At 64.0% G+C, this 18,269-nt stretch carries 15 protein-coding genes, 1 tRNA gene and 1 pseudogene; 11 read left to right on the top strand and 6 right to left on the bottom strand.

What is annotated here, in order from left to right; genetic code table 11:
- From ACGLHR_RS44385 to ACGLHR_RS44365, 5 genes are all read left to right on the top strand, one after another.
- Positions 1 to 1,534 (top strand): sensor histidine kinase N-terminal domain-containing protein (locus ACGLHR_RS44385; RefSeq protein ID WP_400102203.1); only part of this gene is annotated, 1,534 nt, incomplete at its 5' end.
- On the top strand, positions 1,531 to 1,848 hold the full coding sequence (locus ACGLHR_RS44380) for a DUF4212 domain-containing protein (RefSeq protein WP_400102202.1): 318 nt from the start codon (positions 1,531 to 1,533) through the stop codon (positions 1,846 to 1,848). The genes ACGLHR_RS44385 and ACGLHR_RS44380, both read left to right, overlap by 4 nt.
- 261 nt (positions 1,849 to 2,109) lie before the next feature.
- Positions 2,110 to 3,810: an MFS transporter gene (locus tag ACGLHR_RS44375; RefSeq protein WP_400102201.1), complete on the top strand. Its 1,701-nt coding sequence runs from the start codon at positions 2,110 to 2,112 to the stop codon at positions 3,808 to 3,810.
- 197 nt (positions 3,811 to 4,007) lie between these two features.
- Positions 4,008 to 4,084 (top strand) — tRNA-Met (locus ACGLHR_RS44370).
- Positions 4,085 to 4,219: 135 nt separating this feature from the next.
- A complete protein-coding gene (locus tag ACGLHR_RS44365) occupies positions 4,220 to 4,675 on the top strand; it encodes a hypothetical protein (RefSeq protein WP_400102200.1) in 456 nt (151 codons plus the stop codon).
- Here ACGLHR_RS44365 and ACGLHR_RS44360 read toward each other — a convergent pair.
- Positions 4,588 to 4,911, bottom strand: a complete 324-nt coding sequence (locus ACGLHR_RS44360) for a hypothetical protein (protein ID WP_400102199.1) — start codon at positions 4,909 to 4,911, stop codon at positions 4,588 to 4,590. The genes ACGLHR_RS44365 and ACGLHR_RS44360 overlap by 88 nt on opposite strands.
- Positions 4,912 to 5,302: 391 nt before the next feature.
- Between ACGLHR_RS44360 and ACGLHR_RS44355 the strand changes: the two genes are divergently transcribed.
- The 4 genes from ACGLHR_RS44355 to ACGLHR_RS44340 all read left to right on the top strand — a co-directional run bounded on the left by ACGLHR_RS44355 (position 5,303) and on the right by ACGLHR_RS44340 (position 9,994).
- Positions 5,303 to 6,310, top strand: a complete 1,008-nt coding sequence (locus ACGLHR_RS44355) for an AraC family transcriptional regulator (RefSeq protein ID WP_400102198.1) — start codon at positions 5,303 to 5,305, stop codon at positions 6,308 to 6,310.
- A gap of 249 nt (positions 6,311 to 6,559) precedes the next feature.
- The gene (locus ACGLHR_RS44350; RefSeq protein WP_400102197.1) at positions 6,560 to 8,344 is read left to right on the top strand and encodes an acyl-CoA dehydrogenase; all 1,785 of its coding nucleotides are present in this window, start codon (positions 6,560 to 6,562) and stop codon (positions 8,342 to 8,344) included.
- A 130-nt stretch (positions 8,345 to 8,474) separates the two neighbouring features.
- Positions 8,475 to 9,329 (top strand): 3-hydroxybutyryl-CoA dehydrogenase, encoded by an 855-nt coding sequence (locus ACGLHR_RS44345; RefSeq protein ID WP_400102196.1) that lies wholly within the window; start codon positions 8,475 to 8,477, stop codon positions 9,327 to 9,329.
- Between the two features lie 104 nt (positions 9,330 to 9,433).
- On the top strand, positions 9,434 to 9,994 hold the full coding sequence (locus ACGLHR_RS44340) for a hypothetical protein (RefSeq protein ID WP_400102195.1): 561 nt from the start codon (positions 9,434 to 9,436) through the stop codon (positions 9,992 to 9,994).
- 109 nt (positions 9,995 to 10,103) lie between these two features.
- Here ACGLHR_RS44340 and ACGLHR_RS44335 read toward each other — a convergent pair whose 3' ends face one another.
- Together ACGLHR_RS44335 and argC are read right to left on the bottom strand one after the other, a co-directional pair.
- Complete coding sequence (locus tag ACGLHR_RS44335; protein ID WP_400102194.1) at positions 10,104 to 10,670, bottom strand: antibiotic biosynthesis monooxygenase; 567 nt, start codon at positions 10,668 to 10,670, stop codon at positions 10,104 to 10,106.
- 327 nt (positions 10,671 to 10,997) lie between these two features.
- The gene (gene argC, locus ACGLHR_RS44330) at positions 10,998 to 11,927 is read right to left on the bottom strand and encodes an N-acetyl-gamma-glutamyl-phosphate reductase (protein ID WP_400102193.1); all 930 of its coding nucleotides are present in this window, start codon (positions 11,925 to 11,927) and stop codon (positions 10,998 to 11,000) included.
- Positions 11,928 to 12,056: 129 nt separating this feature from the next.
- On the opposite strand from argC, the gene ACGLHR_RS44325 reads away from it, so the two are divergent.
- Positions 12,057 to 12,941, top strand: coding sequence for a LysR family transcriptional regulator (locus ACGLHR_RS44325; RefSeq protein WP_400102192.1), 885 nt, complete (start codon positions 12,057 to 12,059; stop codon positions 12,939 to 12,941).
- Between the two features lie 691 nt (positions 12,942 to 13,632).
- Here ACGLHR_RS44325 and ACGLHR_RS44320 read toward each other — a convergent pair.
- Positions 13,633 to 15,417 carry a SulP family inorganic anion transporter gene (locus ACGLHR_RS44320; RefSeq protein ID WP_400102191.1) on the bottom strand — a complete coding sequence of 595 codons (1,785 nt, stop codon included), beginning with the start codon at positions 15,415 to 15,417 and terminating at the stop codon, positions 13,633 to 13,635.
- 634 nt (positions 15,418 to 16,051) lie between these two features.
- Here ACGLHR_RS44320 and ACGLHR_RS44315 point away from each other — a divergent pair.
- Entirely contained in the window at positions 16,052 to 16,909 is an 858-nt protein-coding gene (locus ACGLHR_RS44315) for a MipA/OmpV family protein (protein ID WP_400102190.1), read from the top strand.
- A 183-nt stretch (positions 16,910 to 17,092) separates the two neighbouring features.
- Here the strand turns inward: ACGLHR_RS44315 and ACGLHR_RS44310 are convergent.
- Together ACGLHR_RS44310 and ACGLHR_RS44305 are read right to left on the bottom strand one after the other, a co-directional pair.
- A pseudogene (locus tag ACGLHR_RS44310) lies at positions 17,093 to 17,233 on the bottom strand (acyl-CoA dehydrogenase family protein); the annotation flags it as partial.
- Positions 17,234 to 17,522: 289 nt separating this feature from the next.
- Positions 17,523 to 17,942: a BON domain-containing protein gene (locus ACGLHR_RS44305; RefSeq protein ID WP_400102189.1), complete on the bottom strand. Its 420-nt coding sequence runs from the start codon at positions 17,940 to 17,942 to the stop codon at positions 17,523 to 17,525.
- Between the last annotated feature and the right edge of the window lie 327 nt (positions 17,943 to 18,269).

Below are 18,269 nucleotides of genomic sequence, written 5' to 3'. Positions count from 1 at the left end.
CCCCCCCCCCCCCCCCCCCCCCCCCCCCCGCCCGCCCTCCCCGCCCGATGAGATCGTCAGCGACGAAACGCTGGCCGACGCCCTGCCGCACCTTGAGGACAGCGCGGGCCATCCATCGCCGCGCTCGCTGTTCGGCGAAATCCTGGACTGGATGCTGGCGCCACTGCTGCTGCTATGGCCGATGAGCATTGCCGTGACCTACCTGGTGGCGAAATCCATCGCCAACGGGCCCTTCGACCGCTCGCTGGAGGCCAGCGCCATCGTGCTCTCGCAGCAGGTGCGCGAGGTCAACGGGCGCGTCACGCTGCAGCTGCCGCTGTCCGCGCGCGAGATCCTGCGGGCCGATGAAACCGACAACATCTACTACCAGGTGGTGGGCACCCACGGCGAGTTCGTCGCCGGCGACAACGACATGCCGCTGCCCGGCGAGGATGATCGCGGCCACGCCGGGCTGGTCTCGCTGCGCGACGACCGCATCGCGGGCAACGACGTGCGCGTGGCCTACACCTATGTCGATCTCAAGCAGGCGGGCGACGCGCAGCCGGTGCTGGTGCAGGTTGGCGAGACGCTCGACAAGCGTGCGCGGCTGGCCAATGAAATCATCAAGGGCGTGATCCTGCCGCAGTTCGTGATCCTGCCGCTGGCGGTGGTGCTGGTGTGGTTCGGCCTCACACGCGGGCTGGCCCCGCTTACCTCGATCCAGCAGCGCATCCGCGCGCGCAATCCCGGCGACACCAGCCCCATCGACGAGCGCGCCGCGCCGCAGGAGATCACGCCGCTGGTCGCGTCCTTCAATGACCTGCTGGCGCGGCTGGATATTTCGGTGCAGACGCAGAAGCGCTTTATCGCCGATGCCGCCCACCAGATGAAGACACCGCTGGCCGGGCTGCGCATGCAGGCGGAGCTGGCGCAGCGCGAGCAATCGCCCGAGGAGCTGCGCAAGTCGCTGGCGCAGATCGCGGGCAGCTCCGAACGCGCGGCCCACCTGGTGACGCAGTTGTTGTCGCTGGCGCGCATGGAGAACCTGGCCAGCGCCGGCAGCATGGCGCCGCTGGACCTGGCCGCGCTCGCGCGCGAGGTGGTCAAGGACTGGCTGCCGCAGGCGTGGGCGCGCCGCATCGATCTCGGCGTGGATGCCGACGACCACCCGGTGATGGTGCAAGGCAACCGTCTGATGCTCACCGAGATGCTCAACAACCTGATCGACAACGCCATCCGCTACACGCCGGCCGATGGCAACGCCACCGTGCGCGTCAGCGCGGATGCCTTCGAGCCCTTCGCGTATCTCGAAGTGGAAGACACCGGCCCCGGCATCCCGGTGGCCGAGCGCGAGCGCGTGATGGAGCGGTTCTACCGCGTGCTCGGCACCAAGACCCAGGGCAGCGGCCTGGGCCTGGCCATCGTGCGCGAGATCGTGCAGCAGCACGGCGGCGATGTCAGCATCCTCGACCACGTCTACCAGGCGGAGCCGCGCCTGGCCGGCGCGTGCTTTCGCATCACGCTGCGCCGGCCATCTCCCCTGGAGCCTGCATGACCAACCCCGAGCACGCGCGCGGCGGGCGCGACCAGGCCGACCAGTCCGAACGCCGTGCATGGCATCGCAACCTGCGCTGGATCACCGTATTGCTGTCGATCTGGTTCGTGGTCACCTTCGGCGTCGCTTGGTTCGCCCGCGAACTGCGCTTCGATTTCTTCGGCTGGCCCTTCTCGTTCTGGGTCGGCGCGCAGGGCGCGCTGATCGTCTACGTGCTCATGGCCGCGCTCTACGCCTGGCGGATGAACCGCGAGGACGACGACGATGCCGACGTTCGGGCCGCGGTCGCGCAGCGCCACGACGATGCTGCATAGCAAGAAATACAACGGCGCCGCCTGGCGCTTGTTCCGGCGCGATCTTCCGCGACCGCACGCTTCGCGGCGCAGCAATGCAGAACCCGCTTCTTGCCTAGCGTATACCCCGAGCATTTAGCGGCTTACTGGGCGGAAATTGTCAGAACGCAGTAAGTTTCGCCACCCACAATCCATTGCAACTTCGGAGGCAATGGCGCGCCCGCGACAGCGCGAGCGTGCCAGCGGCCCCACGAAAGATTCCGATCAAACACGGAGGAGACAATGGCTAACGCACAGAACGTGGCAATGCCCGGAGGCACAACCCAGGGCTCTGCAATGACGCCCGAAGAGCGGAAGGTGATTTTTGCTTCCTCGCTCGGCACGGTATTCGAGTGGTACGACTTTTATCTTTACGGTTCGCTGGCAGCCATCATCGCCAAGCAGTTCTTCTCCGGCCTCGATCCAACCGCCGCCTTCATCTTCGCGCTGCTAGCCTTTGCCGCGGGCTTCATCGTGCGGCCGTTCGGCGCGCTGGTGTTCGGCCGCCTTGGCGACATGATCGGGCGCAAGTACACCTTCCTGGTGACCATCCTGATCATGGGCGCGTCCACCTTTATCGTGGGCCTGCTGCCAGGCTACGGCACCATCGGCTGGGCGGCCCCGATCATCCTGATCGGGCTGCGCATGCTGCAGGGCCTGGCGCTCGGCGGCGAGTACGGCGGTGCCGCCACCTATGTGGCCGAGCACGCGCCGCACGGCAAGCGCGGCGCCTATACCGCATGGATCCAGACCACCGCCACGCTCGGCCTGTTCCTGTCGCTGATCGTGATCCTGCTGTGCCGCAACCTGACCGGTCCGAACTTCGACGTCTGGGGCTGGCGCATTCCGTTCCTGGTCTCGATCCTGCTGCTCGGCGTATCGGTCTACATCCGCCTGTCGATGAGCGAATCGCCCGCCTTCCAGAAGATGAAGGCCGAGGGCAAGACCTCCAAGGCCCCGCTGACCGAGTCGTTCGGCCAATGGCGCAACCTGAAGATCGTGATCCTGGCGCTGGTAGGCCTGACCGCCGGCCAGGCCGTGGTGTGGTACACGGGCCAGTTCTACTCGCTGTTCTTCCTGACCCAGGTGCTCAAGGTCGACGCCACCACCGCCAACCTGCTGATCGCGGGCGCCCTGGTGATCGGCACGCCGTTCTTCATCTTCTTCGGCTCGCTGTCGGACAAGATCGGCCGCAAGTGGATCATCATGGCCGGCTGCGCGCTGGCGATGCTGACCTACTTCCCGCTGTTCAAGGCCATGACCCACTACGCCAACCCCGCCCTGGAGCGCGCGCAGCAAAGCGCCCAGATCGTGGTGACCGCGGATCCGAAGCAATGCTCCTTCCAGGGCAGCCCGATCGCCCGCGAGATCGATTTCCGCAGCTCCTGCGACATCGTCAAGCGGACGCTGGCACAAGCCTCGGCAAGCTACGAAGTGGTGGAAGCCCCGGCCGGCACCGTAGCCACGGTGAAGATCGGCGACAAGGAGTTTGCCTCCTTGAACGCCACCCTGGTACCGGCGGGCCACAGCTTCGACGACGCCAGCAAGAAGCAGATCGCCGCGTTCAAGAAGCAGGTGGGCGACTCGATGGCCGCGGCCGGCTACCCGACCAAGGCAGACCCCGCGCAGATGAACACCATCATGGTGCTGGTGGTCCTCGTCATCCTGGTGATCTACGTGACCATGGTGTACGGCCCGATCGCCGCGATGCTGGTGGAGATGTTCCCGACCCGGATCCGCTACACGTCCATGTCGCTGCCGTATCACATCGGCAATGGCTGGTTCGGCGGCCTGCTGCCCACCATCTCCTTCGCGCTGGTGGCGCAGAACGGCAACATCTACTACGGCCTCTGGTACCCGATCATCATCGCGGGCGTCACCCTGGTCATCGGCTCGCTGTTCGTCCGCGAAACCAAGGACGTCAATATCTACGCCAACGACTAAAGGCGCGTGAGCTGGCCCGTCGTCCCGGGCACCAGGCTCATGCACGACTGATCCGGTAGTCAGTCGCTCCACCGGCGGGCCGCAAGGCCCGCCGGTTTTTTTGCAGGCCGCGCGAGATGCCGTTCGACACCCTCTAAACTTTTTGAAGAGGGGGTGTTGACAGCCTCCAAATGCCATGTATAATTTCGGTCTTGTTCGGCGAATTAGCTCAGTTGGTTAGAGCGACGGAATCATAATCCGCAGGTCCGGGGTTCGAGTCCCTGATTCGCCACCATACAGTTGGGTGCCTTCGCTTTAGGGGAGCGCACCTTGGAAAAACCTCTTCGGATCTCTGATCTGAAGAGGTTTTTTCTTTTGGCCTCCCGAAGTTTCCACTTCCTTAGCGCCAACAACATCGATCAAGTTCTGCATGTTGTCCACCAAGGGCGGGGTCGGCAAGACCACGCTCGCGGCTTCCCTCGACGGCCCGGACATCACCCTCAGCGATGACCCCGAAGGCGCCATCCAGCGCAGGCTCGCCATCCGTGCCGACGGCATGCTCCAACTCTCCCGCGCCCTCGCCTCCCCCATCATGTCCGACGACAATTATGACGTCGTCATCATCGATACCCAGGGCGCCGCCAGTCACCTCCAGAACAATGCCGCCCTCGCCGCCTCCCAGATCATCTGGTCGCCGGCGCGTCAATCAAAGGCTGGTCTCAACCGATCCGGCGATCCGAAAGCCAAGATCATCGATGGCAAAGGTCGGATAACTGCGAAGGCGATCCAGGCCACCGCTCACAGCGGCCCGGGCAACGTCTTCAGGCCGATCCAGAGCACCAAGATGACAACGTTGACTGGCACGCTGAGCACGCCGGGCACGTAGAAGAGCGCGGACAGCGCAGGCGCGCACAACATCAGCTCCACCACGCTACCCAAACCATAGAAGATGACGCCGCACCAGATCCAGCGCCGCATGTATGTCCGCAGCCAATGCGCGCGTGCCTTGTTGAAATGCCAGGCGAGGGCTCGTTCAGCCCGGTTGCCCTGGCTGGCGTCCCGGAACAGCCAGCCGAAGAAAAAATAGCGGTACAGCAGCGTGCGAAATGCCAGTTCTTGCATGATCACTCCTTTGGCCGCGACCAGCCTGTGAAGTGCAAAGCTCACGCAAGCATGCAGGTACGACAGCGGCAGGTACAACACCAGCGTACCAAAAAGTCGCGGGCACCGGAGCCATGGATGGCCCTGCCTGGCTGACTGCCACCACTATTGCCAGCGGTCTGCAGGCTGGACATGACGTCGGCGCATCTCGCGGCGTGAGAAGGTGCCGCGTACCTCGATCAGACATAAGCTGCTGGCAGAATCGCATACAGCCTTGCCCCGTCCAGATGGCGGGACTATCCGTGAGCTCACCAGCGCCCGAATGGCCCGCAGGCCTGGCTTATGACAAAATATGCCACCGTCCGCGGGACATGCCGGACATTCCTGGCCCTGGCACACCTCTCCAACACCATTGAACCCCTCCGCCACCGTTCCCATCTCCCTGGTCAACGGCTTCCTGGCCAGCGCGGACCCGGCAGTCATCCAGCGTGTGGCCGGACAGTCCGGCATCGCATACGGCTTGCTGCAGACGCCGGGCGCCCGGGTCACCGAGGAGCAGTTCTCCACGCTGTACCGGCTGCTTGCGACCGAGCTGGATGACGAGATGCCGGGCATCTTCAGCCGGCCGTTGCGCAATGGCACCCTGAAGTACCTGTGCCTGAGCCTGCTGGATGCGCCGCGCCTGGAGGTGGCGCTACATCGCTTTGGCCAGTTCTTTTACCTGATCCTGGACGATTTCAGGCTGGAATCCGGGCGCGAGGACGCGCTTGGGCGCGTTGCGCTGGTATCCGACCCGTCTGGCCCTGGCGTTAGCGAGCTTGGCCGTGAACTGATGCTGAAGCTGGTACACGGCGTGGCCTCATGGCTGGTGGCAAGGCGCATTCCGCTGGCCAAGGTGGAGTTCGACTTCGCGCGCCCGCACGCCAGCGACTATCTCTACCAGTTTCCCGGCCCGGTTCAGTTCAGCTGCGGGCAGACGCAGCTTAGTTTCGACGCGGCTTACCTGGATATGCCGATACGGCGGCGCAAGGCCGACCTGCAGACCTTCCTGGCGCGCGCACCGGAAGACTGGATCTTTGTCTCGTTCGCGGAGCAGATGGTTTGCCACCGCGTGCGCCAATACCTGGCCGATTGCCTGCCGGCGACACCAACCATCGAAACGGTCGCGCAAGACCTGCACTTTTCCGTGCGCACGCTGTGCCGCCGGCTGACGGCCGAAGGCACGACATTCCAGACGGTCAAGGACGAGGTGCGGCGCGACATCGCTATCCTGCGGCTGACGCGCACCTCGGACGCCATCGCGGCCATCGCGTATGACATTGGCTTCGACAACCCTACCGCGTTCCACCGTGCCTTCCGGCACTGGACCGGCAGCACCCCCAAGGCCTACAGGACCATGCCCGAAGGCGGCGGCCGCTAGCGGCTGCGGGCAGGGATTGGTCGGTTTCCTGACAAACCCTGCCAACCAGGCACCCTGCCCGCCCGGGCTTGCGCGCCCTGCTGCCGCGGTGCAGCCGACCTCACGCCGTCGTGCAAAGCGGCAGGATTTGTCAATGAATGGGCAGCTTTTGGTAGTGAGCGAAGGCGGCTCCGGCGCTACGATCAGGCATCCGGCACATGCCCTGGGCAACGCCGCTTAGCCATATATGTAGTGAGACAGGAGACATCGATGACCTACCGCGCGCCGCTCAAAGACATGCTGTTCGTCATGAACGAGCTGGCTGGCCTGGAAGCCGTCAGCCAGCTGCCCGGCTTCGACGAAGCCACCCCGGAAACGGCCGAAGCCGTGCTCGAAGAGGCGGCCAAGTTCAACGAGCAGGTGGTGGCGCCGCTGAACCGCGCCGGCGACCTGGATCCCAGCAGCTGGAAGGACGGCGTGGTGACTACCACGCCCGGCTTCACGGATGCCTTCCGCCAGTTCGGCGAAGGCGGCTGGCAGGGCGTGCTGCATCCGCAGGAGTTTGGCGGCCAGGGCCTGCCCAAGCTGATCGCCACCGCCTGCAACGAGATGCTGAACAGCGCCAACCTGTCGTTCGCGCTGTGCCCGTTGCTGACCGACGGCGCCATCGAGGCGCTGCTGACGGCCGGCTCGGACGAACAGAAGGCCGCTTTCCTGCCGAAGCTGATCTCCGGCGAGTGGACCGGCACCATGAACCTGACCGAGCCGCAGGCCGGTTCGGACCTGGCTGCCGTGCGCACCCGCGCGCAGCCGCAGGGCGACGGCACCTACAAGGTCTTCGGCACCAAGATCTTCATCACCTACGGCGAACACGACATGGCGCAGAACATCGTCCATCTCGTGCTGGCGCGTACCCCCAACGCGCCCGAGGGCGTCAAGGGCATCTCGCTGTTCGTCGTGCCCAAGTTCCTGGTCAACGCCGACGGCACGCCGGGCGAGCGCAACGACGTGCACTGCGTGTCGATCGAGCACAAGCTGGGCATCAAGGCCAGCCCCACGGCGGTGCTGCAGTTCGGCGACCATGGTGGCGCGCTCGGCACGCTGGTCGGCGAAGAGAACCGCGGCCTCGAGTACATGTTCATCATGATGAACTCGGCGCGTTTCGCGGTCGGCATGCAGGGTATCGCGGTGTCCGAACGCGCCTACCAGCAGGCCGTGGCCTATGCGCGCGAGCGCGTGCAGAGCCGCCCGGTCGATGGCTCCGCGCGCGAAGCGGTGACCATCATCCACCACCCCGACGTCAAGCGCATGCTGATGACGATGCGTGGGCTGATCGAAGGCGCGCGTGCCGTGGCCTACGTGGCGGCGGCCGCCAGCGATGCCGCGCACCAGCATCCAGACGAGGCCGTGCGCAAGCAGAACCAGGCCTTCTATGAGTTCCTGGTGCCGGTGGTGAAGGGCTGGAGCACGGAGCTGTCGATCGATGTCACCAGCCTGGGCGTGCAGGTGCACGGCGGCATGGGCTTTATCGAGGAGACCGGCGCGGCGCAGCACTATCGCGATGCCCGCATCCTGCCGATCTACGAAGGCACGACCGCGATCCAGGCCAACGACCTTGTCGGCCGCAAGACGGTGCGTGACGGTGGTGCGGTGGCCCGGGCGATCTGCGCGCAGATCGCCGAAACCGAGGCCGCGCTGGGCAAGCATGGTGGCGCGGCGTTCACCGCGGTGCAGGCGCAACTGGCCAAGGGCCGTGCCGCGCTGGAGGCGGTGGTGGCGTTTGTGGTGGTCAATGCCAAGTCCGATCTGAACGCAGTCTTTGCCGGCAGCGTGCCGTACCTGAGGCTGTGCGGCATCGTGTTCTCCGGCTGGCAACTTGGCCGCGCCATGCTGGCGGCCGACGCAAAGCGCAGCGAAGATCCGAGTTTCCACGACGCTAAGATCGCGACCGCGCATTTCTATGCGGAACACATCCTGTCGCAAGCTTCGGCACTGCGCGATGCGGTCGTCAGTGGTTCGGCTCCGGTCAATGCGCTGTCGGAGGCGCAGTTCTGAGCCTGACTGCGGGCGCCGTCCACGTTCTGAATGCACTTGCCCTGCGCAAGTGCTGATCTCGAGGCAGAAGGCGCTGCATGACCTGCTGCACGGCGTCGCACAAATCCCCAACAACGCAAGGAAGTTCGACATGGCAATCAAGACAGTGGGCATCGTGGGTGCCGGCACGATGGGCAACGGCATTGCGCAAGCGTGCGCTGCCGCGCGCCTGGATGTGGTGATGGTCGACATCAGCGACGCCGCCGTGCAGAAGGGCATCGCCACCGTCGGGGGCAGCCTGGACCGGCTGATCAAGAAGGAAAAGGCCACCGAGGCCGACAAGGCTGCCGTGCTGGCGCGTATCCATGGCAGCACGTCGTATGAGGACTTGAAGAAGACCGACATTGTCATCGAGGCCGCCACCGAGAACTACGATCTCAAGGTCAAGATCCTGAAGCAGATCGACAGCATCGTCGGACCGGACGCGATCGTGGCATCGAACACGTCGTCGATCTCGATCACGAAGCTTGCGGCAGTGACGTCGCGTGCCGACCGCTTCATCGGCATGCACTTCTTCAACCCGGTGCCGATGATGGCGCTGGTCGAACTGATCTGCGGCCTGCAGACCAGCGACGCTACGCGCGGCGCCGTCGAGGAATTGGCCAAGATGCTCGGCAAGTACCCGATCACGGTCAAGAACAGTCCGGGCTTCGTGGTCAACCGCATCCTGTGCCCGATGATCAACGAAGCGTTCTGCGCGCTAGGCGAGGGGCTGGCGTCGCCCGAGGAAATCGACGAAGGCATGAAGCTCGGCTGCAACCATCCTATCGGACCGCTCGCACTGGCCGACATGATCGGCCTGGATACGATGCTGGCCGTGATGGAAGTCCTCTACACCGAGTTCGCCGATCCGAAGTACCGTCCGGCCATGCTGTTGCGCGAGATGGTCGCGGCGGGTTATCTGGGCCGCAAGACCGGGCGTGGGGTGTACGTCTACAGCAAGTAACCGCCACTGGTTTGCTCCCTTGATCGGCGGCCAGGCCAGAGCAAGGAGAGGCCAATGACCACTGTCCCGAGCAGTTCCTCGCGACGTCGCTCGGGGCACTGGGCGTGCTGCAGAAGACATCGGAGCAGATCGCCTCCGTTCCGGTGCAGGCGATCGCCCGAAGAGTGGTTGCTGCGTGCTCGCCTCAGAATTCCGGTATCGCGCAACAAGCGAATGCCGGAGGCAAGGATAAGTTCATGAGTCGTTCAAAGACACTCCGAAAAACCCACAAGGCTCGAAAGGTGGCGCGGATTGGTTCATTGCGTATTCCGCCATGGTGGCTGGATGAGTACTTTGGCCCCATTGAACGGTTTGTCGAACAGATCCACACGGAAGGCGTCGTGGATGCGTCCGCAACTGGCGTACTGGTGCACTTGCTGCCAGATGGAAGGCTGTATTACCCGGTGGCAGAAATGTGGCGCATGGCCGAAGTATTCCGGATCGCTCAGTTGCGAGACGCTCCTTGTCCAGGCAGCGGGCTACTCATGCGCGTCGCGGGAACGCTGCACACCGGGCAACTTCTCACTCCTGACGACGTCGATGATCTGCGCCGCTGCGTTCGCGCGTTGCGAGCCTACGCCGGAGGGATGGCGCATCCCTGCCGATCTTCGCGCAGGAGCGACTAGCCGGCGATGAGGACGCAACTCGGTACCACGCTCGGTGCACGCATGACGACACGCGCAAACGCACGATGCGCGGCCTGAGCGCCGCTGCAGCGCGCCAAGTACGCACTGGTCACTTGAACAGCCAGTGTGCAACGAGCCGTGTATAGCGCGGCATCACCACGTAAACCATCAGGAACACGATTGCCGCCGTCACGGCTGCCTTGTCGATGAACGAGTCATGGGCGAAGCCGAGGCGCGTGAGCACCGGCACGACGCTCCATGGTACGACGATGCTGAGCGGCAGGATGGCGCTCCACGTGATGAGCCACTGCTTCCACGCGGTTGGGATCTTGACCGGTGCGTTCTTTGGAGTGAACCAGAAATCGAGGCCAGTCCTGATCTCGTATCGGTCGCCTTGCCGCAGCGATGGCCGCATTCTCTCAATATGTTCGCGGCGCACATCGGATTCCATCCAAGCGTTGAGGCTTCTGAAGTCGGCGAAGCGGACGATGGTCGCATACTCGCGGCTCATGCCGACCGGACGGACCACATCGGTGCTTAGGTAGCCGGAGAACCTGGAGCACGCGGCTCGGATGTCCGCGAGCCACGTTTCGTACTGCTCGGCGGCGTCGGGTTCGACCTCGTGGACAATGATGCTCGTCACGATTTCCTGCGGATTGAAGGTGGTCGGGTTCATCGCGCTCCCGGTGGATGGCGGTGACCGCCGAGCGATGCGTATGCGATTCGCTTTGACATGCTTGGCGACGGCACTGTGGCTGGACCTTTACATCTTACGCGGAATGCGTGTGCGGCGGCAATTCAGTGATGCGAGGCGCATTCACTTCCCACAATCGGCGCCGATTATGTTGTGCGCGGCGTGCCTTGGGCCATCCGGCCCTTACAGGCGGCTCCTGATTACTCACCGTCGGCTTCCGGCCAGTATGAGACATTCGACGGCCACACCAGATTGGCAACAATCGTTGGCATACGGGTGCGGCCGAACGTTAGCTCAAGCCATAGGCCACTATTGCTGCGTGAGCATTAGGTTCAGGTTCTGAACCGCAGCGCCGGACGCGCCTTTGCCAAGATTATCGAAAACCGCGGACAGCAGGACGTGCCTGTGTTCCATGTTAGGAAATACGCTTAAGCGCATGTCGTTCGTACCGTTCAGCACTTGCGGATCCAGGTGCTTTAAGGCGCACGATTCATGCAGCGGCAAGACACGTACGTGGGCCGCCTCGGCATAGTGGCGTACGAGGCATGCGTGTAACGTGGCGCCATCCACCTCGGGTGCCAGCAGCCGCAACTCCAAGGGCACCGTCAGCACGATGCCCTGGCGGAACGCACCCAACGCAGGGACAAAGATGGGACGCTGCGCGAGCCCGGCGTGCTGCTGGATCTCCGGGGTGTGCTTGTGCGCGAGTTCCAGACCATATACCTGGTGTGAAGGCACGTTGATGGCACCCTGCCCCTCATGTTCCTCCACGCCAGCACGCCCGCGTCCGGAGTAGCCCGACACCGCATGAATGCTGATAGGGTAGTTGCCTGGTATGAGCCCAGCCTGCAACAGGGGACGCAGCAAGCCAATTGCACCGGTCGGATAGCAACCGGGATTGGTGACCCGACGTGCGCTCGCAATGCGCTCAGCCTGTCCCAGCGTCATTTCCGGAAAGCCGTATGTCCAGTCCGGCTGTGTGCGGTGGGCGGAACTTGCGTCGATTACTCGGACGGCAGGATTGACAATGGCGTCCACTGCCTCGCGCGCGGCGGCATCAGGCAAACAGAGGATGGCGATGTCGCAGGCGTTGATGGCTTCTGCGCGACGCCGCGGATCTTTGCGTTCCGCAGCGGCAAGCGTGAACAGCCTAAGGTCGGTCCGGTTGCGCAGCCGTTCGTGGATTTGCAACCCGGTGGTGCCTTGGTCGCCGTCGATGAAAACAACGGGAGAGCTCATACGTGGAATACTCCGGTGACTGTGGGTTGTAACAAGTAGAACGAGCCCCTATGTTCCATCGACCGCTAGAATAGAGAAAGTTGTATTTCATAACGTGAATATTCAGTTTTTCTGAATCTGGACACCGACATGCGAGAGATCAGCCTGGACCGTTTGCGCACTCTGGTCGCCGTTACCGACCGTGGCTCATTTGCCGATGCGGCGCGTGCATTGCACCTGGCGCCGCCAACGGTCAGCCTCCACATCGCTGAACTCGAAGACCGCATTGGAGCTCCGCTCCTGTCACGCAAGCGCGGACATGTAAGGCCGTCGGCGATAGGAGAGGTGCTGGTGGAGCGCGCGCGTCGACTGCTGGCCGATGCGGAGCAGGCGTTAGACGATATTCAACGCCAGGTGCAGGGGCTCGAAGGGCGCGCGCGGCTCGGTGCGTCGACTGGCGTGATCGCGCACCTGTTGCCGCAAGCGCTTGAGGTGCTGCGCCAGCACCATCCCGCTATCGACATTCAGGTTGCAGTACTCACTTCGCAGGAAACGCTGTCCCGACTGGCGGATGGAACGCTGGATGTTGGGCTGGTCGCACTGCCTCAGCCTCCGGTGGCTGGACTCGTGATAAAGCCTTGGCGCCGCGACCCCGTGATGGCCTTTGTGCCGGCGCATTGGCGGTGTCCGGCCCGCGTCACGCCTGAATGGCTCGCCGCCCAACCTCTCATTCTCAATGACGCGACCACGCGTCTCTCGCGTCTGACTACAGAGTGGTTCGCGACCAGGGGGCACCATCCTGCGCCGCGCATTCAGCTCAACTACAACGACGCGATCAAGAGTCTGGTAGCGGCAGGTTACGGCGCAGCGCTGTTGCCCCATGAGGCCACTACGCCATTACCCGACGGGCGCATTGTCATGCGTGCGCTGCGCCCGGCGTTGTGGCGTCGGCTCGGCATTGCACATCGTGCGGGGTACGTTGAGCGTTCCACGCAACACGTACTTGATGTGTTGTGGGATCTGCGATTGGCGTAGGAGTTGCCATTTGCCGCTTCGGTTCGTTCTCGCTGGGACAGTATCCTTATTGCACGCCACGACGAACGAATGGCCGGTTTGTAGAAATTTGACTGACCGAATATTGGGTCGGGAAGAGCCGTCCGGCGCCGTTCGAGCCAACAGCGGCTCATCGGCCGAAAAAGAGCTCCGTGCGGTGTGCCGACGGCCGACGTCCGCGATCGACCGCTAGGAAGCGATGCGAATGCGGATCCCTTCATGAATCAGTTGGGGCGTCAGACTGTTCCCGCTTGAGCCTGCTGCTCCTGCGCCAGGCGCACGAAACGAACCCCGATCTCGCAGGACTTTGGCAAGAAGACGAGCTCGGTATATGGCCTCCACGCCTTTCCATTGAAATTAGGACCCCCGCAAATGCCTCCCCGCTTGGGCGACCGTGGCGAAACTCGCGGCAGCGGTCTGGGAAATCAACGGCCCGCCTGCTGTCCAGATCGAGACGAAGCAGGTTTCCTCAGCCTCCGCCGCGACTCGCGCACCTTCTGCTTGGGCGACTCCGACTACATCCATGCACTTTAGGGCAGCACCCCTGGCACAAGCGCGCCGGGGCCAAGGTCATACCAGCCGCGTTTCGCCTCGCATAGGACTCACCAACTAACCGTGCGTCAGCCCCCGCGCTAGCAGGGATCAGCAATTGGCATTCCAAGCGTGGCGGAATTTACTCGCTGCGCCGAGCGGCTGCTGCCTCGTCTTCCCAGTCGCGCCACTCGACTTTGTGCTGCGCAAGGTACTCGTCCACTGCCACACCGATGGTAGGGAAGAGGTGATCGGCGCCGAGCGCGGCAACCAGGCCGTAGCGCTTCAGCCGGTCCTTGACAGGGCCTTTCATTTCGGCGAAGCACAGCTCAATGCCGCATTCGCTCAATGCCTTGTGCAACTCCGCCAACGTCTGCGCGGCGGTGACGTCGACATCGGTGATGGGCTCCGCGGCGATCACGACCCACCGCGTGGGAGTCGAGGCCTGGCTCACCGCGCGCAGCACGTGGTCGCGGAATATCTCCGCGTTGGCGAAGAACAGCGGTGCGTCCCAGCGGAACAGGACCAGCCCCGGAATGCACCGTGCTTCCGGGTGCCGGACGATATCGTGGTAACCCTTGAGGCCGTCGACGCGGCCCAGCACGGCATCGTAGGGCCGCCAGGCTCGCCAGATGAACGCCAGCAGGGCGAGGGCCACCGCGATGAAGATGCCCTGGATCACGCCGAGCAGTGCGACGCCCGCAAAACAGGCCATCGACTGGGCGAACTCGCTGGGGCGCAGGCGCAGCAAACGCGCCACGCTCCGCATCTCGAACAGGCCGAGACAAGCCGCGACAACCACGGCGCCCAGCGCCGCATTGGGCAAGGTGCGGAAGAGCGCGGGGGCGAACAGCAGCAGCATGGCAACGCTCAGCGCGGCAATCACGCTGGTGAGCTGCGTCCGCGCGCCGGCGGCTTCGGCAACCGGGGTGCGCGACGAACTGCTCGTCACGGGGAAACCCTGCAGCAGGCCCGCAGCCAAATTGGCAGCGCCCAGGGCGATCAGTTCCTGGTTGCGGTTCACAGCGTATTGCCCGCGTGCGGCGAAAATCCGCGACAGCACGCTGATATCGGCCAGCGAAATCAGCGCCACCGCTACCGCGCCGGGCAGCAGGGCGCACAGGTCAACGAGCGACACAGCGGGTATGCGCGGCACCGGCAGCCCTTGCGGCAGGGAGCCGATGACCGGGACACCCGCCCGCCGGTCCAGGTCGAGCAGCGCCACGGCCACGGTGGCGCCCGCCACCGCGACCAGGATGCCGGGCACGCGCGGCAGCCAGCGCTTGCAACCGAGAATGAGCAGCAAGCAGGCCGCGCCGATGCCGAGCGCGACCGGGTTCACGTCGCCGTGCATCAGGCCCTGGAAGAGGCCAGATGCTTCCTGCAACAGGTTGTCTCCGCTCACCTGGAAGCCGAGCAGCTTCGGCGCTTGGCCGATCAGCACCGTGAGCGCGACGCCATTCACATAGCCCTGGCGGATCGGCTTGGATAGCAGGTCGGTGACAAAGCCAAGGCGGAACAATCCTACCCCGATGCACAGCGCGCCCGACAGGATCGCAAGCATGCCGGCGAGCATCGCCGCCCGCTCGGGGTGGGCGCCAGCCAACGGCAGCACGATGGAGGCGATCAACGCCGCCAGCGCGGAGTCGGGGCCAAGGACGAGAATGCGGCTGGGCCCGAACGCGGCGTAGGCGACGAGAGCCGCGATGCTGGCGTAGAGCCCGGTGATGGCGGGCAAATGCGCCGCCTCGGCGTAACCCATGCCGGCCGGAATCATGACCGCCGTAAGCGCGAGCCCGGCGAACAGATCCTTCGCCAGCCAGGCTCTTTCATAGTGGCGCAGCGTCGCAAGGGCTGGGACCAGGCGCAGCAGGTGACCTTCCAACCCTGAGGCAGGCGGTGTGCAACGATTAGGGAGCCAGTTCATATCCCTGCTTTGTTCGAAGGCGCCGGTCCACATTCTAGCGCCTGGCAAAACGAAGAGGCTTGACAAGCAAGCTGCGTAACGGCTAGATCCGGCTTGGGGCGAATCTAAGTGTCCGCAGCGAACCACTGATCCTCGCCGGTGAAAGGGTTCTTTCGTTTACGCGCTTGTGCTGCTCCGGGAGGGCGGTCTTCTGGCTGATATTGGAGAAAGGGGGGCGTTGGCCCGCGGGCGCCTGGGTCGTCCTGGACCCGCAGCGGCAAGCTGCCGGCCCTGGCAATCGCGTCGCACAAGCGCCTATCGCAGTCTCCCGATCTGCCGACCGTGACGGCTTCCGGCGTGCCCGGCCTCACGGCTTCGTGCCGGTGGCGGGCCTTTCTTCGCAATTAAACCCGCTAGGCCGGCGGAGGCAAAGTATGGCGGCGCCGGCACCGCCGCACCGGGTGCACCACTGCGGCGTAGCGGCGCTTTGAAAAAGCCGCAAGGATTTTGTAGTCTTAACGCAAAGTAAGCGTGGCAGCCTGAAGCTGGAAGACATACCCGAATGCCCTTTGCTCCGGGCGCCGAGGCTCGATGGAGCTAGTCGGCGACAGGCCCGGCTTTATGCGCGGCCAATCAGCCCAGTGACGGAGGACGAATGGCGGATAACAGCAATACTGCGGCCCGGTGGCCGGCTGCCCTGCTGGTGGGCCTGGCGGCTGCCGCTTTGAGCGCTCGCGCGCAGACACCGTCGCCGCTGCCCGAGTGGCAATATTCGGCCGGTGTCCCGTTGATGAAACTGTACGAGGCCAAGGTGCCCGACTGGCAGGTCCAGGTTGGGGCCGCCACCAGCCTGCGACCGTATTACGAAGGCACCCAGCGCTATCACGTGCTCGCGGGCCCCAGCTTCGATATCCGCTACCGCGACCTGTTCTTTGTTTCCACCGGTGAGGGCATCGGCGTGAACCTGCTGTGGGCGGACCACTGGCGCGCGGGGGTGGCGATAGGCTACAACCTGGGCCGGCGCATGGCCGACGATCCCGGCCGTCTCAACGGACTAGGCAACATCAATTTTGCGGTTGAGACCAAGCTCTTTGGCGAGTATGTGGTGTCGGCGTCATTCCCCTTGGTGGTGCGCATCGATGTGCGGCGCAGCCTGGGCGGCACCGACGGCTGGATCGGCGATATCGGCGCCTACCTGCCGCTGCCCGGCAGCTCGGAGCGCTTTTTCTGGTTTGCCGGCCCTACCGTCACCTTCGGTGATGCGCGCTACATGAGCCGGTGGTTCGGCGTCACCTCGGCTCAGGCGACGCGCTCGGGCTATCCGCAATACAAGGCCGATGCGGGCCTCAAGTCATACGGCGCGGGCATCTCCGCGATCTGGTTCTTTCGCGAGCATTGGTTTGTCACCGGCGACGTTGCGGTCGGCCAACTCGCGGGCTCGGCGGCGCACAGTCCGATCACGCAGAAGGCGACCAATACGGTCGTCGATCTTTCGCTGCACTACCAATACTGATGTGCCCTCGGCACCCTCGCTGTACCACTACACTACCGCGACGAGCTACCAGCCAGCATCGTGAGCCACGCCGGCTCCAATGCGAAGGGAGCGGCCCCAGGGCATCAACCTGACTTCCGGGGCCGCCGGCGCGTTCCGCTGGCCAACAATTTCACGCACTTCGTCATGCTCACCCGGATGTTAGTGGTTCTTCTGTGCCTCGGTACCGTAACGCACCAGCAGCTCGGACGGGCCGAGCGAGTTCGGCACCATGACAGTCACCGCTGCAGCGATGTTGACACTGGCGATGCGCGTCACGGCCGCGGCATGGGCGGCATGGCTGAAGAAGTCCGACGCAAATGCCGTTCCAGCCTTGCCACCTGCGCGGCCACCGCCACTCATAGAGGAGATCGTAGTGCAGCCGCGTGCGAAATCTGCACACCCTACGACGAATCTACAAGGGACAAAGTGCTTGCCCGCTAACCCTTAATCCGCCGGATCTCATGGCGGCCGAACCGGCACCGCGCGCCCCAGATCACAGCGTCGCCGACATCAACGCCCATAGCACGTAGGATAGTCCCGCCACCAGCGTCAGAGCAGTGGGGCCACGTGGCTCGAGCCTAGTTTCGATGCGCTATTTCCCGACCTGTAGACCATCCGATACCGATTGCACACCCTCCACTGCACGGACAGCGTTCAAAGCCGTCAGCTTCTCCGAGTCGCTCTGCACCTTGCCATCGAGATGCACAACCCCGTTCTCAGTCTTCACTCGAATTCCGGTGGACCGGAGTCCCTTCGTGGCAAGGAGTTCAGCCTTCACCTTCATCGTGATCGCGCTGTCGCTGAGTTTCGTCGTGGATTCCGCGGAGGGCGCGGGTTTCGTCATATCGCTAGGTGCTTCGGGACGCCCCGGCGATCCAGCGGGGCTATTCATGGCAGCCGCACCCTCCGCTGCAGCCAGGATTGTGCCCACGTCTCCCCAAGCAATCCCATTGCCCGAAGCAGCAAGCAATCCGACAATGCTAGCAAGGCACATCTTTTGGATTGGTTTCATCACTGTCTCCTGCTGGTACTTCTGCAGGTCGCAGCGCATAGCGACCCGCTCAGGTCGCGGCAGTTCGCCGCGCGCTCTATACAGGAATGACAATCCAGAAAAGGAGGGAGTTCCGCGGCGGGCTTGCCTACGTTACACCCTGAAACAGGTATTGCGATTGGCGGGGCAGTGCACGCGATCGCGCGCCTGACAAGTGCCTAACCCTAACCATGCAATGTAGGAAATACGCTGACGCCGCCCCGCTGCTGGCCAATCCACCCAAGTTAAGCCTCCCTCAGCAAGCCTTATAGGCGGCATGTCGATGAGGCTTATTAGGTGGGGGGTGTC

The organism is Cupriavidus sp. CuC1, from assembly GCF_044627735.1.
GTDB classification, from domain to species: Bacteria; Pseudomonadota; Gammaproteobacteria; order Burkholderiales; family Burkholderiaceae; genus Cupriavidus; species Cupriavidus ulmosensis.
Note: the sequence above shows the minus strand (reverse complement) of the source record. Positions and strands in the feature narration are given on the sequence as shown.

What these genes read in the sequence shown, in the direction of transcription:
- ACGLHR_RS44380 (WP_400102202.1), top strand. Translation starts at nt 1,531, where the DNA reads ATGACCAACCCCGAGCACGCGCGCGGCGGGCGCGACCAGGCCGACCAG.
- ACGLHR_RS44375 (WP_400102201.1), top strand. Translation starts at nt 2,110, where the DNA reads ATGGCTAACGCACAGAACGTGGCAATGCCCGGAGGCACAACCCAGGGC.
- ACGLHR_RS44365 (WP_400102200.1), top strand. Translation starts at nt 4,220, where the DNA reads ATGTTGTCCACCAAGGGCGGGGTCGGCAAGACCACGCTCGCGGCTTCC.
- ACGLHR_RS44360 (WP_400102199.1), bottom strand. Translation starts at nt 4,911, where the DNA reads ATGCAAGAACTGGCATTTCGCACGCTGCTGTACCGCTATTTTTTCTTC.
- ACGLHR_RS44350 (WP_400102197.1), top strand. Translation starts at nt 6,560, where the DNA reads ATGACCTACCGCGCGCCGCTCAAAGACATGCTGTTCGTCATGAACGAG.
- ACGLHR_RS44345 (WP_400102196.1), top strand. Translation starts at nt 8,475, where the DNA reads ATGGCAATCAAGACAGTGGGCATCGTGGGTGCCGGCACGATGGGCAAC.
- ACGLHR_RS44335 (WP_400102194.1), bottom strand. Translation starts at nt 10,670, where the DNA reads ATGAACCCGACCACCTTCAATCCGCAGGAAATCGTGACGAGCATCATT.
- argC (WP_400102193.1), bottom strand. Translation starts at nt 11,927, where the DNA reads ATGAGCTCTCCCGTTGTTTTCATCGACGGCGACCAAGGCACCACCGGG.
- ACGLHR_RS44325 (WP_400102192.1), top strand. Translation starts at nt 12,057, where the DNA reads ATGCGAGAGATCAGCCTGGACCGTTTGCGCACTCTGGTCGCCGTTACC.
- ACGLHR_RS44320 (WP_400102191.1), bottom strand. Translation starts at nt 15,417, where the DNA reads ATGAACTGGCTCCCTAATCGTTGCACACCGCCTGCCTCAGGGTTGGAA.
- ACGLHR_RS44315 (WP_400102190.1), top strand. Translation starts at nt 16,052, where the DNA reads ATGGCGGATAACAGCAATACTGCGGCCCGGTGGCCGGCTGCCCTGCTG.
- ACGLHR_RS44305 (WP_400102189.1), bottom strand. Translation starts at nt 17,942, where the DNA reads ATGAAACCAATCCAAAAGATGTGCCTTGCTAGCATTGTCGGATTGCTT.